The sequence below is a fragment of the Pectobacterium colocasium genome (assembly GCF_020181655.1).
Lineage (GTDB): Bacteria > Pseudomonadota > Gammaproteobacteria > Enterobacterales > Enterobacteriaceae > Pectobacterium > Pectobacterium colocasium.
Genome location: NZ_CP084032.1, coordinates 4,054,685 through 4,075,590 on the forward strand (window position 1 = coordinate 4,054,685; position 20,906 = coordinate 4,075,590).

General features: G+C 52.2%; 18 protein-coding genes and 1 riboswitch. Of the genes, 11 read left to right on the top strand and 7 right to left on the bottom strand.

The features are described from left to right. Positions 1–1,719, bottom strand: a complete 1,719-nt coding sequence (ilvI, locus tag LCF41_RS18325; protein ID WP_225085791.1) for an acetolactate synthase 3 large subunit — start codon at positions 1,717–1,719, stop codon at positions 1–3. Between the two features lie 378 nt (positions 1,720–2,097). Further along, entirely contained in the window at positions 2,098–3,903 is a 1,806-nt protein-coding gene (locus LCF41_RS18330; protein WP_225085792.1) for an AMP-dependent synthetase/ligase, read from the bottom strand. Between the two features lie 228 nt (positions 3,904–4,131). Between LCF41_RS18330 and leuL the strand changes: the two genes are divergently transcribed. From leuL to leuD, 5 genes are all read left to right on the top strand, one after another. Then, positions 4,132–4,215, top strand: coding sequence for a leu operon leader peptide (gene leuL, locus LCF41_RS22460; protein ID WP_225088222.1), 84 nt, complete (start codon positions 4,132–4,134; stop codon positions 4,213–4,215). 99 nt (positions 4,216–4,314) lie between these two features. Beyond that, on the top strand, positions 4,315–5,913 hold the full coding sequence (gene leuA, locus LCF41_RS18340; RefSeq protein ID WP_225085793.1) for a 2-isopropylmalate synthase: 1,599 nt from the start codon (positions 4,315–4,317) through the stop codon (positions 5,911–5,913). After that, a complete protein-coding gene (gene leuB / locus LCF41_RS18345; RefSeq protein ID WP_225085794.1) occupies positions 5,913–7,004 on the top strand; it encodes a 3-isopropylmalate dehydrogenase in 1,092 nt (363 codons plus the stop codon). Before leuA ends, leuB begins: the two co-directional genes overlap by 1 nt. A 2-nt stretch (positions 7,005–7,006) precedes the next feature. Continuing rightward, the gene (gene leuC, locus LCF41_RS18350; protein WP_225085795.1) at positions 7,007–8,407 is read left to right on the top strand and encodes a 3-isopropylmalate dehydratase large subunit; all 1,401 of its coding nucleotides are present in this window, start codon (positions 7,007–7,009) and stop codon (positions 8,405–8,407) included. A gap of 13 nt (positions 8,408–8,420) precedes the next feature. Beyond that, positions 8,421–9,023: a 3-isopropylmalate dehydratase small subunit gene (gene leuD / locus LCF41_RS18355; protein ID WP_039545752.1), complete on the top strand. Its 603-nt coding sequence runs from the start codon at positions 8,421–8,423 to the stop codon at positions 9,021–9,023. Between the two features lie 319 nt (positions 9,024–9,342). On the opposite strand, the gene LCF41_RS18360 is transcribed toward leuD, so the two are convergent. From LCF41_RS18360 to LCF41_RS18375, 4 genes are all read right to left on the bottom strand, one after another. Next, the gene (locus LCF41_RS18360) at positions 9,343–9,654 is read right to left on the bottom strand and encodes an AzlD domain-containing protein (protein WP_225085796.1); all 312 of its coding nucleotides are present in this window, start codon (positions 9,652–9,654) and stop codon (positions 9,343–9,345) included. After that, positions 9,651–10,385, bottom strand: coding sequence for an AzlC family ABC transporter permease (locus tag LCF41_RS18365; RefSeq protein ID WP_225085797.1), 735 nt, complete (start codon positions 10,383–10,385; stop codon positions 9,651–9,653). The genes LCF41_RS18360 and LCF41_RS18365 overlap by 4 nt, the downstream gene beginning before the upstream one ends. A 101-nt stretch (positions 10,386–10,486) precedes the next feature. Continuing rightward, positions 10,487–11,326 carry an AraC family transcriptional regulator gene (locus LCF41_RS18370; protein WP_225085798.1) on the bottom strand — a complete coding sequence of 280 codons (840 nt, stop codon included), beginning with the start codon at positions 11,324–11,326 and terminating at the stop codon, positions 10,487–10,489. 238 nt (positions 11,327–11,564) lie between these two features. Further along, positions 11,565–13,184, bottom strand: a complete 1,620-nt coding sequence (locus LCF41_RS18375) for a methyl-accepting chemotaxis protein (protein WP_225085799.1) — start codon at positions 13,182–13,184, stop codon at positions 11,565–11,567. 526 nt (positions 13,185–13,710) lie between these two features. Between LCF41_RS18375 and tnaC the strand changes: the two genes are divergently transcribed. Continuing rightward, complete coding sequence (gene tnaC / locus LCF41_RS18380; protein WP_225085800.1) at positions 13,711–13,821, top strand: tryptophanase leader peptide; 111 nt, start codon at positions 13,711–13,713, stop codon at positions 13,819–13,821. 107 nt (positions 13,822–13,928) lie between these two features. Next, positions 13,929–15,329, top strand: a complete 1,401-nt coding sequence (tnaA, locus tag LCF41_RS18385; RefSeq protein ID WP_225085801.1) for a tryptophanase — start codon at positions 13,929–13,931, stop codon at positions 15,327–15,329. A 184-nt stretch (positions 15,330–15,513) separates the two neighbouring features. On the opposite strand, the gene sgrT is transcribed toward tnaA, so the two are convergent. Beyond that, positions 15,514–15,678: a glucose uptake inhibitor SgrT gene (gene sgrT / locus LCF41_RS18390; protein WP_225085802.1), complete on the bottom strand. Its 165-nt coding sequence runs from the start codon at positions 15,676–15,678 to the stop codon at positions 15,514–15,516. A gap of 90 nt (positions 15,679–15,768) precedes the next feature. Here sgrT and sgrR point away from each other — a divergent pair, with 90 nt between their 5' ends. The 4 genes from sgrR (at position 15,769) to thiQ (ending at position 20,905) form a co-directional block, all read left to right on the top strand. After that, the gene (sgrR, locus tag LCF41_RS18395; protein WP_225085803.1) at positions 15,769–17,427 is read left to right on the top strand and encodes an HTH-type transcriptional regulator SgrR; all 1,659 of its coding nucleotides are present in this window, start codon (positions 15,769–15,771) and stop codon (positions 17,425–17,427) included. 37 nt (positions 17,428–17,464) lie between these two features. Further along, a riboswitch (TPP riboswitch) is annotated at positions 17,465–17,561 on the top strand. A gap of 80 nt (positions 17,562–17,641) precedes the next feature. Further along, the gene (gene thiB / locus LCF41_RS18400) at positions 17,642–18,625 is read left to right on the top strand and encodes a thiamine ABC transporter substrate binding subunit (RefSeq protein WP_225088223.1); all 984 of its coding nucleotides are present in this window, start codon (positions 17,642–17,644) and stop codon (positions 18,623–18,625) included. Continuing rightward, positions 18,601–20,208: a thiamine/thiamine pyrophosphate ABC transporter permease ThiP gene (gene thiP, locus LCF41_RS18405; RefSeq protein WP_225085804.1), complete on the top strand. Its 1,608-nt coding sequence runs from the start codon at positions 18,601–18,603 to the stop codon at positions 20,206–20,208. Before thiB ends, thiP begins: the two co-directional genes overlap by 25 nt. Then, on the top strand, positions 20,195–20,905 hold the full coding sequence (gene thiQ, locus LCF41_RS18410) for a thiamine ABC transporter ATP-binding protein ThiQ (protein WP_225085805.1): 711 nt from the start codon (positions 20,195–20,197) through the stop codon (positions 20,903–20,905). The genes thiP and thiQ overlap by 14 nt, the downstream gene beginning before the upstream one ends. Position 20,906: the final 1 nt, after the last annotated feature.

The following is a 20,906-nucleotide window of genomic DNA, read 5'->3' on the forward strand; positions in this document are numbered from 1 at the left end:
TCAGGTCCTCTCCGTTTTGCTCAACCACATTTCATCCATCGCCCCACCGCGAATCTGCATGGGGTAAACATGCTCGCTGCTGTCGATGTTGATATCAACAAACACCAGACGATCTTTCTGCGCCAGCGCCTGCGACAGCTTACTTTCCAGTTCGTCCGGCGTATCGATAGAAATCCCGATGTGGCCGTATGCTTCAGCCAGCTTGACGAAATCCGGTAGCGATTCCATGTAAGAGCTGGAATGACGGCCAGAGTAAATCATGTCCTGCCACTGCTTCACCATACCGAGGAAGCGGTTGTTCAGGTTGATGACCACAACGGGCAAATCATATTGCAGTGCCGTAGAAAGCTCCTGAATATTCATCTGAATACTGCCGTCGCCCGTTACGCAAATCACGGTCTCTTCTGGCAGCGCGAGCTTGATACCCAATGCCGCAGGCAGGCCAAAGCCCATCGTGCCCAATCCGCCGGAGTTCACCCAGCGACGCGGTAAATCGAACGGATAATACAGCGCGGCGAACATTTGGTGCTGACCAACGTCTGATGCCACATAGGCTTTGCCTTCAGTCAGACGATGCAGCGTTTCAATCACCGCCTGCGGTTTGATTTTCTCGCCTTCGGTACTGTATTTCAGGCAGTGACGGGCACGCCACTGCTCAATGCCCTGCCACCAGTCGCGTAGCGCATCGAACTGTTGCGGCGCGCCATCCTGTTCCAGCAGCTCTAGCATCAGGGTTAACACCTGTTTAGCGTCGCCAACGATAGGGATATCGGCGTTGACCGTTTTGGAAATCGACGCGGGATCGACATCAATGTGCAGTACGGTCGCATTCGGGCAATACTTTGCCAGATTGTTCGTCGTACGGTCGTCGAAACGCACCCCCACGGCGAAAATCACATCGGCGTTATGCATCGCCGTATTGGCTTCATACGTCCCGTGCATCCCCAGCATACCGAGGCACTGACGGTGTGTGCCGGGAAAACCACCGAGTCCCATCAGAGAAGTGGTCACTGGCAGGTTAAGTTTTTCCGCCAGCGTCAGCAGCTCTTCGTGACACTCCGCGTTAATCACGCCGCCGCCGCTGTAGATAATCGGTTTTTTTGCCGCTAGCAGCGTTTGCAGCGCACGACGAATCTGGCCTTTGTGCCCCTGAACCGTCGGATTATAGGAACGCATGCTGACGCTTTCAGGATAGACGTACGGCAGCTTATTTGCCGGATTCATGATGTCTTTCGGCAAATCGACGACGACCGGGCCCGGACGCCCGCTGGACGCCAGATAAAACGCTTTTTTCAGGATCGTTGGGACATCTTCGGTCTTTTTGACCAAAAAGCTGTGTTTCACGATAGGGCGGGAAATCCCAACCGTGTCGCATTCCTGAAAGGAATCATAACCAATCAGCGAAGTCGCAACCTGACCGGACAACACCACCATAGGAATGGAGTCCATATACGCCGTGGCGATACCGGTAATGGCGTTGGTCGCACCAGGGCCGGACGTGACCAGCACAACGCCGACCTCGCCCGTCGCACGCGCATAGCCATCGGCCATATGTACCGCACCTTGCTCATGCCGCACCAAAATATGCTCGATCCCGCCGACCGTATGCAGGGCATCATAAATATCCAGCACCGCACCGCCCGGATAACCGAACACATGTTTTACGCCCTGATCGATCAACGATCGGACCACCATTTCGGCGCCTGACAACATCTCCATGGGTTTGCCTCTTTTGTTCAGAAAGCGGAATCCGCTTCTGTATTGACCGGGGGAAATCCCCGCGCTCACCTTAAGTTAATAAAGTTAAGTGTTAATACTGTTAATTTTTAGTACAAGAAGACGAAATATTATAGGGGTGACTAATAACCCATTAACATAACGCCAGATTATGACGCAGACAAACGGCAAAAAACCACCGCCCTTAATCAGGACCAGGGGAAATTGAACGTGAGGGAAAAAAGAACTGAGATAAAATACTGACAGGGAACCGTCAGACCTGAGAGATCGTCCATGAAGGCCATGAATTACAGAGCGAAATCTTGAGGCCGAAAAATCCCTTTTCTTTTCAGGAAACGGGTTATCCGGCCTCCAACACCATCAGGATTCTGCGTACATCGCATCAATTTCCAACTGGTAACGCTGGTTGATAATCTTCCTGCGTAGCTTGAGCGTTGGCGTCAGCTCCCCTTCCTCCATCGAAAATGGTATAGGCAACAGCGTGAATTTCTTCACCTGCTCAACCCGAGAAAGTTCCTTCTGCATCTCCCGCAGGCGCTGCTCGAACAGCTCAATAATATGGCTGTGACGCAGCAATTCCAGCCGATCGTGGTACTTCAGATTGATGGAGTGAGCGTATTCTTCCAGTGCTTCGAAACAGGGAACAATCAGCGCAGACACGTACTTGCGCGTATCCGCGATAATCGCCACCTGCTCGATGAAACGATCCTGTCCCAGCGTCCCTTCCAGATGCTGTGGGGCAATATATTTACCGCCCGACGTTTTCATCAGATCCTTCAAGCGTTCGGTAATAAACAGGTTACCGTTGGCATCCAGCTCTCCCGCATCGCCAGTTCTCAACCAGCCGTCCTCAGTAAAGGTTTCTGCGGTTTCCTGCGGGCGATGGAAATAACCCCGCATGATGGTCGCACCGCGTACCTGAATCTCGTTTTCCTCACCAATACGAACTTCAATACCCGGCAGCGGCGTACCGATAGAGCCTAAGCGGAAACGGCTCTCTTCCCAGCAGGAAACCGTAGCACAGGTTTCGGTCATGCCGTAACCGTAAATGATGCGAATCCCGATCGCGCGGAAAAACAGAATGATGTTGTCATCCAGTCGCGCGCCCGCTGCGGGCATAAAGCGAATTTCTCCTCCCAGAAGCTGGCGCAGTTTCCCTAACACCAGACGGTCGGCATAGCGATGCATAACGCGGCGGAAGAACCCCGCCTTTTTTGCAGCCTGATTCGCCAGAAAGACGTGCCGCCCCTGCGTCACCGCCCAGTTGAATAGCCGCTGACGATACCAGGGAGCCTGCGCCACTTTTTCATGAATTGCGCTGTAAACTTTCTCATAAAAACGCGGTACAGCGCACATCACGGTAGGTTTGACCGCCTGCATCGCATCACGAACCAGATTCGTGTTGTTGAGATACACGTTCTGGGCGCCACGATGCATAATGACAAAGCTCCACGCGCGTTCAAATACATGAGAAAGCGGTAAGAAACAAAGTGATACATCGTTTTCCGACATATCCAGGCGATCGTCGTGCAACTTAAGTTGCATCGCCATGTTGGTGTAATCCAGCATGACGCCTTTCGGTTCACCGGTGGTGCCAGAGGTATAAATCAGCGTAAACAGATCGTTGAGGTCGCGACTGTCGATGCGCGCTTGCCATTCGTCACGCCAGAAATCGTCTACGGCCTGCGCTTCAAATTCCTGTAGAGATTGCGCAATGTCGCTACCGCGCAGGTTAACGCCGTCATCCATCACGATAATATTTCGCAGTTGCGGGCAGCTCTCGCGTAACGACAGCAACGCATCCAACTGCTCCTGACCACCAACGAATATCGTACGGATATCGGCATCATTGATGATAAACGCCGCCTGTGCCGCCGTATTAGTGGCATAGATTGGCACGCTGATCGCACGCAGGTGCAGCAGCGCCAGGTCGGCCAGCGACCAATTCATCGAGTTATGAGAGAAAATCGCAACTCGTTCCTGAACGTCGACTCTCAGCGCCAGGAGCGCGCTGGCAATCCGCCGAATACGCTGTCCGGCCTGTGTCCAGGTGAGCTGTTGTTCGCCCGCAGGCGTCCACTCGCGCAGCGCAATACGACCCGCACACTGATTGATCCGATCTTGAACCCGGTGCACCACATGATATGGCTGTAAATGATTAGTCATCTGTAAAAGAATTTATAAGGGAAGTGAAGTCGACAGCGTTTCAGCGTACAGCTGTACATTATTTGGCGTGCAGTCTACCGCCATTGTTCAAAACCGCAACGTTCTTTCGTGCATTCGCCGCTGGCTATCGCTGGTTTACTTGACGCGCATCACACCAATCAAAAGTTGACATATCCCTGATAATCGCGTACCAATAAAGCAACACCGAATTTTAGATGACGAGACACCATGTTCAACTTTACTGTCCTACTAAGCCTACTACTAAACGCATCCTTCTTGCGCGGTAGGTTTGTGGGCAGAATTCAGAACTAAGTTTCTCGCCACACGATACAAAAAACCCGCGCTGATGCGCGGGTTTTTTTTTACTCGCCGAGCGCCAAGTACAAGTAGACACGACAAGGAACTAAACCGATGAGCGAGCAAGTCATTATTTTTGATACCACATTACGCGATGGTGAGCAGGCTTTACAGGCGAGTCTGAGTGTAAAAGAAAAGCTGCAAATTGCTTTCGCCCTGGAACGTATGGGCGTTGATGTTATGGAAGTGGGCTTTCCAGTTTCCTCTCCCGGCGACTTTGAATCCGTTCAGACCATCGCCCGCAACATCAAAAACAGTCGTGTGTGCGGCCTGACCCGCTGTGTCGAAAAGGACATCGATGTCGCCGCAGAAGCGCTGCGTGTCGCAGACGCCTTCCGTATTCATACGTTTATCGCAACCTCACCGATGCACATCGCGACCAAGCTGCGCAGCACGCTGGACGAGGTGATCGAACGCGCCATCTACATGATCAAACGCGCGCGTAACTATACAGACGATGTCGAATTCTCATGCGAAGATGCAGGCCGTACGCCAATCCCGGATCTGTGTCGCGTGGTTGAGGCTGCCATCAACGCCGGCGCCCGCACTATCAATATCCCGGATACCGTCGGCTATACCATGCCGCATGAGTTCGGCAACATCATCTCCTCTTTGTACCAACGCGTTCCTAATATCGATAAAGCCATTATTTCTGTTCACACCCACGACGATCTGGGTTTGGCCGTCGGCAACGCTATGGCGGCGGTGCACGCCGGGGCTCGTCAGGTAGAAGGCACATTGAACGGTATCGGCGAACGTGCGGGTAACTGTTCACTGGAAGAAGTCATCATGGCGATCAAAACCCGCCATAACATCCTGAATGTCCACACCAATATCAATCATCAGGAAATCTACCGCACCAGCCAGTTGGTCAGCCAGATTTGTAATATGCCTATCCCTGCTAACAAAGCGGTGGTAGGTGCCAACGCCTTCGCTCACTCTTCCGGTATTCACCAGGATGGCGTGCTGAAGAACCGTGAAAACTACGAAATCATGACGCCGGAATCCATTGGCCTGAAAGAAGTGCAGTTGAACCTGACTTCCCGTTCCGGTCGCGCCGCGGTGAAACACCGCATGGAAGAAATGGGCTATCAGGACAGCGATTACAATCTGGACGATCTGTACTCCGCCTTCCTGAAACTGGCAGATAAGAAAGGTCAGGTCTTTGATTACGATCTGGAAGCGCTGGCCTTTATCAACCGTCAGCAGGAAGAGCCTGAGTTCTACCATCTGGATTATTTCAGCGTTCAGTCCGGCTCCAGTGTGATGGCAACCGCCTCCGTCAAACTGATCTGCGGCGAAGAGACCCAGTCAGAAGCCGCGACGGGGAATGGCCCGGTCGATGCCGTTTATCAGGCAATCAACCGCATTACCGGTTATCAGATTTCACTGGTTAAATACCAACTGACTGCCAAAGGTCAGGGTCGTGATGCGCTGGGTCAGGTTGATATCGTTGCAGATTATCAGGGCCGCCGTTTCCACGGCGTCGGTCTGGCGACGGATATCGTTGAATCTTCCGCACAGGCAATGGTAAATGTATTAAACAACATCAAACGTGCTCAGCAGGTAGAAAAAGAAATTCAACGTCTGCAGCAGCACAATAGCCAACAACAAAACGATAGCAAACAACAAAACAGTCAGGAAACAGTGTGATGACAAAGAGCTACCATATCGCCGTTTTACCCGGAGACGGCATTGGCCCGGAAGTAATGGCGCAGGCCCATAAAGTACTGGATGCGGTACGTCAGCGTTTTGGCATCCGCATTACCACCAGCGAATATGACGTTGGCGGTATCGCCATTGACCGTCAGGGCACACCGCTGCCGCAGGCAACCATTGCGGGCTGTGAGCAGGCCGATGCAATTCTGTTCGGTTCCGTGGGCGGCCCGAAATGGGAACACCTGCCACCGGCAGAGCAGCCGGAGCGCGGTGCGTTGTTGCCTTTGCGTAAACACTTCAAACTGTTCAGCAACCTGCGCCCTGCTCGCTTGTATCAGGGGCTGGAAGCGTTTTGCCCACTGCGTAGCGACATCGCCGCGAAAGGCTTTGATATTCTGTGCGTCCGCGAACTGACGGGCGGCATCTACTTCGGCCAGCCAAAAGGGCGTGAAGGTAGCGGTCAGTATGAGCGTGCTTTCGATACCGAGGTGTATCACCGTTTCGAGATTGAGCGTATCGCGCACATCGCGTTTGAATCCGCTCGCAAACGTCGCAGCATCGTGACCTCTATTGATAAAGCCAACGTGCTGCAAAGTTCGATTATGTGGCGCGAAATCGTTAATGAAGTCGCCAAAGCCTATCCAGATGTGAAGCTGTCTCATCTGTATATTGATAACGCGACGATGCAGTTAATTAAAGATCCGTCTCAGTTTGACGTGATGCTGTGTTCTAACCTGTTCGGTGACATTCTGTCCGACGAGTGCGCCATGATCACCGGTTCAATGGGCATGCTGCCTTCCGCAAGCCTGAACGAGCAAGGCTTTGGCCTGTACGAGCCTGCTGGCGGCTCCGCGCCGGATATCGCAGGTAAAGACATTGCCAACCCGATTGCGCAGATTCTGTCGCTGGCGCTGCTGCTGCGCTACAGCCTGGGTGCGGATGATGTCGCAGACGCGATCGAAAAAGCGGTCAATACCGCACTGGCTGAAGGTTACCGTACCGCCGATCTGGCAAGTACCAGCAACGCGATCGGTACCAATGAAATGGGCGACGTGATTGCGCGTTTTGTGGCGCAAGGGGCATAACCATGGGTAAGACGTTATATCAAAAATTGTTCGAAGCGCACGTGGTTCATGAAGCGCCAAACGAAACGCCGCTGCTGTATATCGACAGACATCTGGTACACGAAGTGACTTCCCCGCAGGCGTTCGACGGCCTGCGCGCGATGGGCCGCAAGGTTCGTCAACCGGGGAAAACTTTCGCGACGATGGACCACAACGTGTCCACGCAGACCAAAGACATCAACGCCAGTGGCGAGATGGCCCGCATTCAGATGCAGGAGCTGATCAAAAACTGTGCGGAATTCGGCGTTCAGCTGTATGACCTGAACCACCCGTATCAGGGCATCGTTCACGTTATTGGGCCTGAGCAAGGAATGACGCTGCCGGGCATGACCATTGTCTGCGGTGATTCGCACACGGCAACGCACGGCGCATTTGGTTCACTGGCTTTCGGCATCGGTACGTCGGAAGTGGAACATGTGCTGGCGACACAAACCCTGAAGCAGGGTCGCGCCAAAACCATGAAGATTGAAGTCACCGGCGATACGCCACACGGCATCACCGCAAAAGACATTGTGCTGGCGATCATCGGTAAAACCGGTAGCGCAGGCGGCACCGGTCACGTGGTTGAATTCTGCGGCACCGCTATTCGTGCACTGAGCATGGAAGGTCGTATGACGCTGTGCAACATGGCGATAGAGATGGGGGCGAAAGCCGGGCTGGTCGCGCCGGATGAAACTACCTTCAACTACCTGAAAGGCCGTCAGTTTGCGCCGAAAGACGCCAACTGGGACGCTGCCGTTGCCTACTGGAACACGCTGAAATCGGATGATGATGCGCAGTTCGATACGGTTGTCACGCTGGACGCTGCTCAGATCGCACCGCAGGTCACCTGGGGCACCAACCCCGGTCAGGTTATCGCCGTCAATCAGGAAATCCCTAACCCAGATTCCTTCAGCGATCCGGTAGAGCGCGCCTCTGCCGCCAAAGCATTGGCTTATATGGATCTGCAACCCGGCATCAAACTGACCGACGTGAAGATCGATAAGGTTTTCATTGGTTCCTGCACCAACTCGCGCATTGAAGATTTGCGTGCTGCGGCAGAAATCGCCAAAGGGCGCAAAGTCGCCGCTGGCGTACAGGCTATCGTTGTACCCGGCTCCGGCCCGGTAAAAACCATGGCAGAGCTGGAAGGGCTGGATAAAGTGTTCATCGAAGCAGGCTTTGAGTGGCGCTTACCGGGCTGCTCCATGTGTCTGGCGATGAACAATGACCGCCTGAACCCCGGCGAGCGTTGCGCCTCAACCAGTAACCGTAACTTTGAAGGCCGTCAGGGGCGCGCAGGCCGCACCCATCTGGTCAGCCCGGCAATGGCTGCGGCTGCCGCGGTGACGGGTCGCTTTGCTGACGTCCGCGAGTTGAATTAAGAGAGAAACCAACATGGCTAAATTTACTCAACACACGGGTCTGGTGGTTCCTCTGGATGCCGCTAACGTCGATACCGACGCCATCATTCCCAAGCAGTTTCTGCAAAAGGTGACGCGTACCGGTTTCGGCCAACACTTGTTCCACGACTGGCGTTTTCTGGACGATGCGGGTCAACAGCCTAACCCTGAGTTTGTGCTGAACAAGCCGCATTACAAAGGGGCAAGTATCCTGCTGGCGCGGGAAAACTTCGGCTGCGGCTCTTCCCGTGAGCATGCGCCGTGGGCGCTGACCGATTACGGCTTCAAAGTCGTTATCGCGCCAAGCTTCGCCGATATCTTCTACGGCAACTCGTTTAACAACCAGTTGCTGCCGGTGAAACTGAGCGACGAGGAAGTAGACGAGCTGTTCAAGCTGGTTGACGGGCAGGAAGGCATTAACTTCACGGTCGATCTGGAAAATCAGGTCGTGCAGGCGGGCAGCAAAAGCTATCCGTTTGAAATCGACAGTTTCCGCCGTCACTGCATGATAAACGGGTTGGACAGCATCGGACTGACACTGCAACACGAAGCGTCTATCACCGAGTATGAAAAGAATCAGCCTGCCTTTTTGAACTGATTTGAGATTACAAATAGCTCTGAAGCCCTCTTCAGGGCTGACAAAGTCCATAGAGCGGTAGTAACGGATAGATCGTAAAGACGCTGTAAACACATCCCTGTGCGCTCGGATTGCGCAGATATGAATCTCATCCCTGAGATTCACCCTTGCAGGGTCGTCGCAAGCGACGTTCAAAAACGTTCCTGACGTTTTTGTCCATGGCGCAAACGCTTTACTCTTCTATTCCGTTACTACCGTTTTCGTTCGGCAAATAGGTTTATCAACAGCCTGAGCCTGCATGACTTCCTGTGGGCTTTTTCTTTTGGAAGAATGACGTGGATTACAGCAACCCGGCAATCAAATAAAAAGCCAGCATACTCAAGAGTACCGCGACCACAATATTTCTGATAAAAAAGGAAATCACCACACTCACCATCGCGCCGAGAAAATACGGGTTATCAGGAAATGCGCGAATCACGCCGTGTTCCATCAAGATAATTGGCCCACAAATCGCGGTGAGTAAGCATGGCGCGGAATACTTTAATGCTCGATGGAGTAAAACCGGAATTTTTACCGGCACCGCAGGTTCGAGAAAGATATAGCGATTAAAAAACACGATCCCTGCCAGAACGAATATCAATAACCAACTCATTTTTCCTCCTTAAGCACGGTCGCGATGAATACAGAGAAAAACATGCCGCCAACACCAGCGATAGCGATGGCACCTTCTATCTTGAAATAACTCAATAGCATCGATAGCAGCAGAGAAAACAGGACGCCAGAGAAGGTACTGATCTTCTTTATCATCGGCACAACGATGGTAATGAACGTGGCAACGATAGAGTAATCAAGGTGATACTTATCCAAATCAGGCACAGAAGACGCCATCACCACCCCCATAATGCTGAAGATATTCCAAGAAATATAAAAGGTCAGGCCTGCGCCCACTAAATAACTGGCACTAAAATTATTCTTCCTGTCTTTCTTTTCACTGAGTGCAAAAAGCTCATCCGATAATAAATATCCGATAGGAAGACGTTTGCTTAATCTTAACGTTGAAACATATTCGCGTAACGTCAGGCCATATATTAGGTGTTGTGCGGTAATAAAAAAAACGGAGATTAATAGTGTCGCGACATTCGCCCCAGACATCAGCAATCCCAACGAAACTAATTGTGCCGCCCCTGCAAAAATAATAGCGGACATCCCGATACTTTGTCCGACGGATAATCCCGACTGGATGGCCATCGAGCCGGCCAGAATACCCCAGGGCACAACGGATAAACAGAGCGGCAGCATCTCAACCACACCGGTCATAAAGTGCTTCCAAGGGCTAATTGTGTCTTTTGCTACAGAAGATGAATGGACTACGGTATTTTCCATATAACATTGCACTACCATAAATAAATCGATAGCGGGAAAACTAACAAAACGTTTTTTAAGAGTATTGGATGAATTTGCTGCGCCCAGAATAGGGATAGCGTTTAGCGTGAATTACCTTTCGCAAACTCGCCTGGCGTCAGCCCCAGAGAATTTTTGAAATGGCGATGGAAGTGGCTTTGATCGGTAAAACCGCACCGTACGGAAACATCGAGGATCGCATCGCCTTTGCGCAACAATGCTTTAGCTTTGCGCAGACGAGCCTGAATCAAATAAGCATGAGGCGTAATCCCCACCACCGCTTTAAACTGTCGTAAGAAGTGCCAGACGCTGAGTTCGGCCAGCGCTGCCAATTCAACGAGAGCCAGTTCCCTCTCGGGGTAGCTGTCCATAAAGGCTTTAACATTCAGTATATTTTGGGTCGCAACGGGCAGCGTCTGTGGCGTCAGGCGCGTCTTGCTATAGCGCATCGTCAGCCAGGTTAATGACGACAACAGCAGCGTTTCTTTCAATAACAGATTGCCCGGTTGAGCAAGCATATTGAACGTCATCAGCAACTGATCCGACAGGCCAGGGTCGTGGACAACGGCGTCGGGGAACCACGGAATGGAATCTTTTGAGCGTTGCAGATCCTGATTAATCGAGTGAAAAAGATCGGGATGCGGATAAATAGCACGATAAGCCCAGCCGGTTTCGACCTCCGAGCTTCCCGTGTGCACATCGTCCGCATTCACCAGAATGATGTCGCCTTTGGGCGCAACATGCTCTGCACCAGAACGATAAAAACGCTGAGCGCCCTGCTCAATCACGCTAATGCAATAGGTATCATGGACATGACGAGGAAAGCGCTGCTGATAATATTGTGCCTGCAACATATCCAGCCCGCCGAGCGCCTCCAGATGTCTGAAGTGTGTCTGCTCTTGCACTACCGGCTTTTTATGCACGCGTTAACCCTCTTATCGTTTGTACAAAATTGCTCTGGCAGAGAAGCGACATCGGCATACTTCTTTATCGCCATCAACCGCGCACCTGTTCACTGATTCTATCAGAAGCAGATTCATATCCCCATGCTGGAAAAAACAGCGAAAAAAAGCCAGCGACAAAACCGCTGGCTATGGATGATGATTCGTGTCTTTTACCACGTTGGCCTTTTTACCAACTGGATTACATTTACCAACCGGATTACATCAGATGAAATCGGGACACCCCAATATTCAACCGCTCGGCCTGCTGCTCCAGCGAGGAGGCAGACGAGGAAGCCTCCAGCACCAGCGTCGCATTCTGTTGCGTGACCCGATCCATTTCTGATATCGCTAACGACACCTGATTGATACCACTGCTTTGTTCATCAGAAGCCAGCGCTATCTCATTGATAATACGGGTGACGTTATTAATTTCAGAGACAATCTCGGCCATCGCTTTACCCGCTTCGGACGCCAAGGTCGTTCCTTCCGTCACTCTGGTTTCGGATTCTTTAATCAACGCGGCAATTTCCGTTGCGGCGTTAGCCGAGCGCTGTGCCAGATTACGCACTTCTCCTGCTACCACCGCGAAGCCTTTGCCCTGCTCACCCGCTCTGGCCGCTTCAACCGCCGCATTCAACGCCAGAATATTGGTCTGGAATGCAATCCCGTTAATGAGCGCGATAATCTCAGAAATTTTGTCCGAACTTCTGGCAATCTCCGACATAGAACCCACAACCTGTTCCACAATGCTGCCGCCGTTCACCGCTTTGGCTGAGGTATCCGTCGCCACAACGCTGGCATGGTGCGCATTATCGGTATTCTGCTTCACCGCAGCCGTCAGTTGTTCCATGCTGGCCGCCGTTTCCGCCAGCGCCGCGGCCTGCTGCTCCGTTCGAGCAGACAAATCCGTATTGCCGACAGCGATTTTCGTCGAACTGCTGTGAATCGACTCAGCGCTATCACGCACCGAGCCAACCGTTTCGGAGAGCGAATCCTGCATTTGCTGGATATTGCTCCCCAGAATGCCGATTTCATTGCTGCCTACAGCCACGCTCGCGCGCGTTAAATCGCCGTGTGCAATCGCCTGTATGCGTGATACCCAATACTGAATTGGGTTAATAATAATCAGACGAATGACTAAGAACGTCATACCCGTTAATACGATGGCTAAAATAAAGGCACCCGTCATGAGCGTATATCCCAGTGTCGAATTCCTTTCTGCCGTCACATTAATATTTTTTGCCATCTCAATCCGATAAAGATAAGACGCTTTCAACGGCACATCATAGTCATCATCCAATTTAGACATCACCGTCGATTCAAACGCGTTGAGTTCTTCGACATTCCCTTTTTTCGCGATGTCAAACATAGGTTTTATCCCGCGCTCAACATAATCGCTATAACGTGCTTTTAATTCATTATCGCGAGCAAATTCGACATCAGAACGAGCCGTTCTGTTTTGATATCCATTAAACATTTGCTGAGACAGCGACAGGCGCTCCTCTGCGGCTTTCATGCTGGCGTTATAGTTATCAGTAAGGCCATTACGTAAATGATTTACCGCATGAAGCAAATTCATACGCGCTGCACGCATATGGTTAGCACTATCCACTAACTCCATTCGCACATTTAATTCCAGCGTAGAGTCATTTAAGGACAGTTCGGCCTGCTTCAGAAAATACGATGATGTGGAGATCGCCAAGGCAAAAAGCAGTAAAACACCAGAAAAAACAACGATGAAAAGTGGCGTCAGTTTGATGTTATGCAATCCGGAAGCGGAATGCCGGGATTCTGGTTGCTCATAAATCGCTATTGACTGGTAAGGGACATCGCTCATTTTTACATCCATCGGGTTATTCAAAACATTGCTGTGAAGTAAATTGCAGACAAGCGGCGAAAAATAGCACTTCGCCACATGTTACATAATATTTAAAGATTGTAACAATCTGCGTTAAATACAAGAAGAAAAACAGTCATTACTAAAAAATAATTTCACCTATAAGATCGTCATCACGAAAAAACGTCATTTCAACGATTATTATTTCAATTAAAAATCATTCAAAAAATAAACTATCACACAATGTTAGTGAATTATCTTAGTCACTATTATTACAGTAATATTAACTATAGAAGTAAAAATTAAATTCATTCTATTTTTCTGAAAACAATCCCCCTCTGACATTCAACGTGGCTGATTAGTTTATCCTTCATCCATTCTGAATATAAAAATCCCACGGCACACACGGGCTAACAAAGATCCCGCACGCGGATAAAAGCAGTGGCAAGGTTGTCGTGTCGATCATGGTATTTTTCCACCGACATACTATGCTAAACATCAGTGATTCAATGAGTGAGAGGAGCCTATGGCGCGCACGATTCAGCGTTACCGTTTAAGCATCTCTGGCGATTGCCGGGCCTGGTTTAACATCGACCATCGCCTCACCAATGATTTTCCTCACCCGCATCATGCCTGAATCAGCACCGCGCTGATCGCTTCCCGTTGCTGTATTCCTTTCCCAGCGTCACATAACGTGTCGCAACGGACTCTTTTTTCTGGAGAATTTTTCTGGAGATCGATGGCATGAAACGCATTCCTGAACCATTCCGCATTAAAATGGTAGAAAACATCCGCATGACAACGCAGGCGGAACGTGAAAAAGCGCTGACAGAGGCGGGGTATAACCCTTTCCTACTGCGTAGCGAAGACGTCTACATCGACCTGTTGACCGATTCTGGCACCGGCGCGATGAGTGACCGCCAGTGGGCCGGTTTAATGATGGGTGATGAAGCTTACGCGGGGTCACGTAATTACTACCATCTGTGTGAAAAAGTCGAAACGCTGCTGGGCTACCCATTTACGATTCCCACCCACCAAGGACGCGGTGCCGAACAGATTTTATTTCCGTGTTTGATAGCTAAGAAACAGCGGGCTGGCGGCGCGAAAAAACCCGTCTTCATTTCCAATTTTCACTTCGATACCACCGCTGCACACGTCGAGCTAAACGGCGCACGGGCCATTAACGTCGTTACGCCAAAAGCCTTTGATACCAACACGGCTTATGACTGGAAAGGCGATTTCGATCTGGATCAGTTACAAAGCGTGATTTCACAGCATGGTGCGGAGAATGTCGTCGCCATCATCACCACGGTAACCTGTAACAGTTCCGGCGGTCAGCCTGTCTCGATGAGCAACATGCGCGAGGTTTACCGTATTGCACAACAGCACCACATCCCCGTAGTGATTGATTCGGCACGTTTCTGCGAAAATGCCTGGTTTATCAAACAGCGTGAAGCGGGCTATGCGGACAAATCTATTAAAGCCATCGTGCATGAGATGTATGAATACGGCGATATGCTAACGATGTCCGCAAAGAAAGATCCGATGGTCAATATCGGCGGATTATGCTGCTTCCGTAGTGATGAAGACCTGTTTAACGAGGTGCGCATTCGCTGCGTTCCAATGGAAGGTTTCGTCACCTATGGCGGACTGGCTGGACGAGATATGGAAGCGCTCGCCATCGGGCTGGAAGAAGGGATGGATGAAGACTATTTGGCCTATCGCATTGGGCAAGTCGCCTATCTCGGAGAACGCCTGAAAGCCGGAGGAATTCCGATTCAGTACCCAGTTGGTGGACATGCTGTGTTTGTCGATGCAGCGCGGCTATTGCCCCATATTCCACCAGAGCAGTTTCCGGCACAGGCGCTTAACAATGCGCTGTATCTGGAAGCCGGTATCCGCAGCGTTGAAATCGGCTCGCTTCTGCTGGGGCGCGATCCTGATACCGGGCAACAGAAAGCATCACCGCTTGAGCTGCTGCGCCTCACCATCCCGCGTCGAGTCTATACCAACGACCACATGGACTATATTGCAGATGCCCTTATCACACTAAAAGCCCGCGCCAGCGATATTAAAGGGCTAACGTTCACCTATGAACCGCCCGTACTACGGCACTTTGTCGCCCGCCTAAAACCGGTGGAATAACCAGCTATCAGCATGCCCGACGCCTTTCTCTGCGGGCATCAGCGCTATTCACGATATCGAGTCGGCAGGCAAACACCATAAAAAAAGCCAGCGAAAAATTCGCTGGCTGGTGAAACGTCACCATTACTCAGAATACATTGTTTTACTTAAAAAATTTTTACACAGAATAAATTGTTTCGACCACCTAGAGCCAATGACGGTACTCATCATCAGACATCTCTTTCAGGTGCCACTGCGTCGCCTGCTGCAATAACGCGATGCGCTGCTGGGGAGACATCCATCGCAACCACGTTGCTTTACAGCTCGATAAGTAGTTTTGATAGAACAGGTACAAACGGGAAATCGCCATCAGCCACCTCCTCTCTTTCCTTGTGAGAAAGTATCGACGTAATATAGGGAAAGATAAATTGATGACTTTGGTGCAGGGAGTTCCTCTTTTATGTCTTCTCCTCGTCTACAACAACAGTTCATCCGCCTGTGGCAACACTTTCAGGGGCAGGTCACCGACACCACCTTGCAAGAGTTAACCGGAGTGCTGAACTGTTCTCGCCGCCATATTCGTTCACTGTTGAACGCAATGCAACAGGAAGGCTGGCTCGTGTGGCAGGCAGAAGCCGGAAGAGGAAAACGTTCGCAGCTTTCTTTTGTGTATACCGGATTGGCCCTCCAGCAGCAGCGGGCCGAGGATCTGCTAGAACAGGATCGCATTGAGCAGTTGGTACAGTTGGTGGGTGATAAAGAAGCCGTACGTCAGATGTTACTCGCCCATCTTGGGCGGAGTTTCCGGCAAGGAAAGCATATTCTGCGCATCCTCTATTACCGTCCGTTACGCAATTTACTGCCCGGTTCAGCGCTACGGCGTTCAGAAATGCACATCGCACGGCAAATTTTCAGCGGACTCACCAATATAAATGAGGAAAACGGGGAAATTGAACCCGATTTGGCTCATCACTGGCAGAGTATTTCCCCCCTGCATTGGCGCTTCTACCTGCGCCCGGCAATCCGTTTTCATCATGGTCGAGAGCTCACAATGGACGACATCACTACGTCACTCTCTCGTCTTATTCCGTTTCCGCTCTTTTCTCATATTGAAGCCGTCACCTCACCGATGCCCTTCGTCATTGATATTCGGCTACACAGCCCGGATAAATGGCTACCGTGGCTATTAGGTAGCGTGCACGCTATGATCTTGCCGCAAGAGTGGCAAACGCTACCGGATTTTGCCCAGCACCCGATCGGCACTGGCCCGTATGCCGTGGTGCGTAATAACAGTAATCAATTGAAAATTCGTGCCTTCGATGATTATTTTGGCTATCGGGCGTTAATTGATGAGGTCAATATCTGGGTTCTACCGGACGAACCGGAGGAAATGCCGGTCTCCATCCAGCTACAGTCTGACAATTCTCGTCACGAACAGTTGGAAAGCCGGATGGAAGAAGGCGGCTATTTCCTGCTGTTCGACAAACGCTCACCGTTAGCATCACAGCCAGAAGCACAGCAGTGGCTCAGGCAGGTATTTAACCCAATTTCGCTACTCAACCACGCCAATACCAGCAATCAGCGTGACTGGTCACCGGCCTACAGCCTGCTCCCGCGCTGGCACCATCACCATCCCGATGTGCCGCAATCCCTTCCGAAAGGGCTGACGGAGGTCACACTCACGTTCTATCAGGCACACCCTGAATACCGGATATTAAGCGAGATTATGCGCACACTACTGGCGCAGCACGGCGTCACGCTGCATATCCAGACGGTCAGCTACGAAGACTGGTATCAAGGCAATGCCGAGAGCGATATCTGGTTTAGCAGCGTGAACTGTTATTTGCCGCTCGAATTCTCCCTGTTCGCGATGCTCTACGAACTCCCGCTGGTGCAGCACTGTCTGGATGACGATCTGCATGCGGACGCACAGCAGTGGCGCAATCACTCACTGCCGATGGCGGAATGGTGTGAAAAGCTGATCGCCAGCGGCCAACTGCACCCTTTGCTGCACCACTGGCTGCAACTTCAGGGACAGCGCAGCATGCGCGGGGTCAGGATGAACATGCTGGGCTGGTTTGATTTTAAATCTGCCTGGTTTGCACCGCCGGAACGCTGAGAGCCTTTCGCTGCGCGGCTTAACCCTTTACAATGTGCCGTTCTCAACGGGGTGCGGAAGATTTTTCGCTGAGAAGATACCCGTCGAACCTGATCCGGTTAATACCGGCGAAGGGATTTGAGAGTGCGGCTTATTGCTGCCTCGAAGTCCTTTGCCACCCTATGATTCTCAGGAGTGCAAAGTGTTAAATCAATTACTACACCGTTCAGCCACCGTGCTGAAAACCAGCCTGCCTTGCCTGTTACTGCTCTCTGCTTCAGCCTTCGCCAAGCCTGCGCTTACCGTTTATACCTATGACTCATTCGCTTCCGAATGGGGGCCAGGGCCCGTCATCAAGACCGCATTTGAAAAAGAGTGCGAGTGCGAACTGAATTTCGTCGCGCTGGAAGATGGCGCTTCACTGCTGAATCGCCTGCGTATGGAAGGCAAGAACAGCAAAGCGGATATCATTCTGGGGCTGGATAACAACCTGTTGCAGGCGGCAGAGCAAACCGGCCTGTTTGCGCCGCACAATCAGGACACCCGTGCCGTCACGGTGCCAGGCGGTTGGGACAACAAGACCTTCGTCCCTTACGACTACGGCTATTTCGCGTTTGTGTATAACAAAAACACACTAAAGAACCCGCCGAAAAGCCTGCATGAGCTGGTGGACAGCAACGAGCCGTGGAAAGTGATCTATCAGGATCCGCGCACCAGCACGCCGGGTCTGGGTCTGCTGCTATGGGTGCAGAAAGTATACGGCGATGATGCGCCGCAAGCGTGGCAGAAACTGGCGAAGAAAACCGTCACCGTCACCAAAGGCTGGAGCGAAGCCTATGGTCTGTTCCTGAAAGGGGAAGCGGATCTGGTGCTGAGCTACACCACGTCACCGGCCTACCATATCATTGAAGAGAAGAAAGACAACTACGCAGCAGCAACCTTCAGCGAAGGGCACTATCTGCAAATTGAAGTCGCCGGGCAGCTGGCTTCCAGCAAAAATCCCGAACTGGCAAAACGCTTTATGCAGTTCATCCTGAGCCCAACCTTCCAGCAGGCTATCCCCACCACGAACTGGATGTACCCTGCGGTTAAAACTGACCTGCCAGCGGGCTTCGCCACGCTCGCGGTGCCGGAAAAAGCCATGCAGTTCAGCGCGCAGGACGTGGCCGATAAAAGGACGCAGTGGATTCAGGCATGGCAACGCGCCGTCAGCCACTAATCGGCGGACGTCTGTGGCCGGGGCTGCTGGCCACAACGCTGTTAATTTCCGTTGCCGCACTGGCTTTCGGTGCCCTGTGGCTACAGGCGCCCGAAAGCCAGTGGCGCACGCTATGGCATGACAGCTATCTCTGGCATGTTATTCGGTTTACCTTCTGGCAGGCGTTTCTCTCTGCGCTGTTTTCTACCGTTCCGGCCATTTTTCTCGCCAGAGCGCTGTATCGACGGCGCTTTCCCGGCTACCGCTGGCTGCTGCGCCTGTGCGCGATGACGCTGGTACTGCCCGTACTGGTCGCCGTGTTTGGCCTGCTCAGTGTATATGGTAGACAAGGCTGGTTGGCCTCCGCGCTGGGCTGGTTTGACCTGAAATACACATTTTCTCCCTATGGATTGCAGGGCATCCTGCTGGCGCACGTCTTCTTCAATCTGCCGCTAGCAACCCGATTGCTGTTGCAGTCGCTGGAAGGCATCGCCACCGAACAGCGTCAGTTGGCTGCAAACCTGGGCATGAACAGCTGGCAGCATTTCCGTCTGCTGGAGTGGCCCGCCCTGCGCCGACAGATTTTACCGACCGGCGCACTGATTTTTATGCTCTGTTTTGCCAGCTTTGCGACGGTGCTGTCGCTGGGCGGCGGCCCACAGGCAACGACGATTGAGCTGGCTATCTATCAGGCATTAAGCTTTGATTACGATCCGGCACGCGCGGCGCTGCTGGCGTTAATTCAGATGGTTTGCTGTCTGGGTTTGGTGCTACTGAGCCAGCGGCTAGGTCGCATTCTGCCCGTCGGCAGCACACAGCAGCTTGCCTGGCGCAACCCGCAGGATAGCGCCGTAAGCCGCCTCATCGACGGCCTGCTGATTGGCGCGCTGTTGCTGTTAGTCATCCCTCCCTTGCTGGCCGTCGTGGTCGATGGCGTGAACCGCTCGTTGGTTACCGTGCTGCAACAACCTGTGCTCTGGCAAACGCTGTTGACCTCGCTGCGTATTGCTCTGGGTGCGGGGCTCCTGTGTCTGGTACTGACCATGATGTTGCTCTGGAGCAGCCGTGAGCTCAAGCTACGTCAGAAGCCGCTCTACGGGCAGTTGATGAACCTGAGTGGTATGCTCATCCTCGCCATGCCCGGTATTGTGCTGGCAACCGGCTTTTTCCTGCTGCTGAATAACAGCATCGGATTGCCGCAATCCCCCTACGCACTAGTGGTGCTCACTAATGCGCTGATGGCGATTCCCTATGCGATCAAGGTGCTGGAAAATCCGATGCTGGACGTCGCCGAACGTTACAATCGACTCTGCACCTCGCTGGACATTCGCGGCTGGCAACGGCTGAGACTGATCGAGCTTTCCGCCCTGAAGCAACCGCTCGCGCAGGCGTTAGCCTTTTCCTGCGTGCTGTCACTCGGTGATTTTGGCGTCATCGCGCTGTTTGGCAATGAGCAATTCCGCACGCTGCCGTTCTACCTGTACCAGCAAATTGGTTCCTATCGCAGCGCCGACGGCGCGGTCACGGCGCTGCTGTTAATGCTGCTGTGCTTTATGTTATTTACCCTGATTGAGAAACTGGCAGGCCGTCATGATCGCGCTTGAGAAATTGACCTACTTCTATCAGCACTTGCCCATGCGTTTTGATTTTCACGTCAAACCGGGCGAGCGCATCGCTATCCTCGGCCCTAGCGGCGCAGGGAAAAGTACGCTGCTGAATCTGATTGCCGGTTTCCTGATGGCAGACAGTGGCGAGTTGTTGCTGAACGGCGCTTCTCACCGCGAGACGCCTCCCGCGAAACGGCCGGTTTCGATTCTGTTTCAGGAAAATAACCTGTTTCCTCACCTGACGATCGGGCAGAACATCGCGCTGGGGCTCCATCCCGGCCTGCGTCTCAATGCCGCACAGCGTGAAACCCTACGCCAGATCGCCGACCGGGTTGGTCTGGCGGATCTTCTGGATCGTCTGCCGTCTCAGGTTTCCGGCGGGCAGCGCCAGCGCGCGGCATTAGCACGCTGTCTGGTTCGTCACCAGCACATTCTACTGCTGGATGAACCCTTCTCGGCTCTCGATCCGGCGCTGCGGCAGGAAATGCTCGATCTGGTTGAAAGTGTGTGTCAGGAGCGTGAATTCACGCTGTTGATGGTGTCCCACAATCTGGATGATGCCATGCGGATCGCAAAACGTACGGTGCTGATCGTGGACGGAAAAATTTATTATGACGGGCCGACTCAAGCGCTACAGGATGGCAGCGCCGATGCAGCCGCCATCCTGGGAATTTCACGCCCGTCTGCGGATTGAG

What these genes read in the sequence shown, in the direction of transcription:
- ilvI (WP_225085791.1), bottom strand. Translation starts at nt 1,719, where the DNA reads ATGGAGATGTTGTCAGGCGCCGAAATGGTGGTCCGATCGTTGATCGAT.
- LCF41_RS18330 (WP_225085792.1), bottom strand. Translation starts at nt 3,903, where the DNA reads ATGACTAATCATTTACAGCCATATCATGTGGTGCACCGGGTTCAAGAT.
- leuL (WP_225088222.1), top strand. Translation starts at nt 4,132, where the DNA reads ATGTTCAACTTTACTGTCCTACTAAGCCTACTACTAAACGCATCCTTC.
- leuA (WP_225085793.1), top strand. Translation starts at nt 4,315, where the DNA reads ATGAGCGAGCAAGTCATTATTTTTGATACCACATTACGCGATGGTGAG.
- leuB (WP_225085794.1), top strand. Translation starts at nt 5,913, where the DNA reads ATGACAAAGAGCTACCATATCGCCGTTTTACCCGGAGACGGCATTGGC.
- leuC (WP_225085795.1), top strand. Translation starts at nt 7,007, where the DNA reads ATGGGTAAGACGTTATATCAAAAATTGTTCGAAGCGCACGTGGTTCAT.
- leuD (WP_039545752.1), top strand. Translation starts at nt 8,421, where the DNA reads ATGGCTAAATTTACTCAACACACGGGTCTGGTGGTTCCTCTGGATGCC.
- LCF41_RS18360 (WP_225085796.1), bottom strand. Translation starts at nt 9,654, where the DNA reads ATGAGTTGGTTATTGATATTCGTTCTGGCAGGGATCGTGTTTTTTAAT.
- LCF41_RS18365 (WP_225085797.1), bottom strand. Translation starts at nt 10,385, where the DNA reads ATGGAAAATACCGTAGTCCATTCATCTTCTGTAGCAAAAGACACAATT.
- LCF41_RS18375 (WP_225085799.1), bottom strand. Translation starts at nt 13,184, where the DNA reads ATGAGCGATGTCCCTTACCAGTCAATAGCGATTTATGAGCAACCAGAA.
- tnaC (WP_225085800.1), top strand. Translation starts at nt 13,711, where the DNA reads ATGGCGCGCACGATTCAGCGTTACCGTTTAAGCATCTCTGGCGATTGC.
- tnaA (WP_225085801.1), top strand. Translation starts at nt 13,929, where the DNA reads ATGAAACGCATTCCTGAACCATTCCGCATTAAAATGGTAGAAAACATC.
- sgrT (WP_225085802.1), bottom strand. Translation starts at nt 15,678, where the DNA reads ATGGCGATTTCCCGTTTGTACCTGTTCTATCAAAACTACTTATCGAGC.
- sgrR (WP_225085803.1), top strand. Translation starts at nt 15,769, where the DNA reads ATGTCTTCTCCTCGTCTACAACAACAGTTCATCCGCCTGTGGCAACAC.
- thiP (WP_225085804.1), top strand. Translation starts at nt 18,601, where the DNA reads ATGGCAACGCGCCGTCAGCCACTAATCGGCGGACGTCTGTGGCCGGGG.
- thiQ (WP_225085805.1), top strand. Translation starts at nt 20,195, where the DNA reads ATGATCGCGCTTGAGAAATTGACCTACTTCTATCAGCACTTGCCCATG.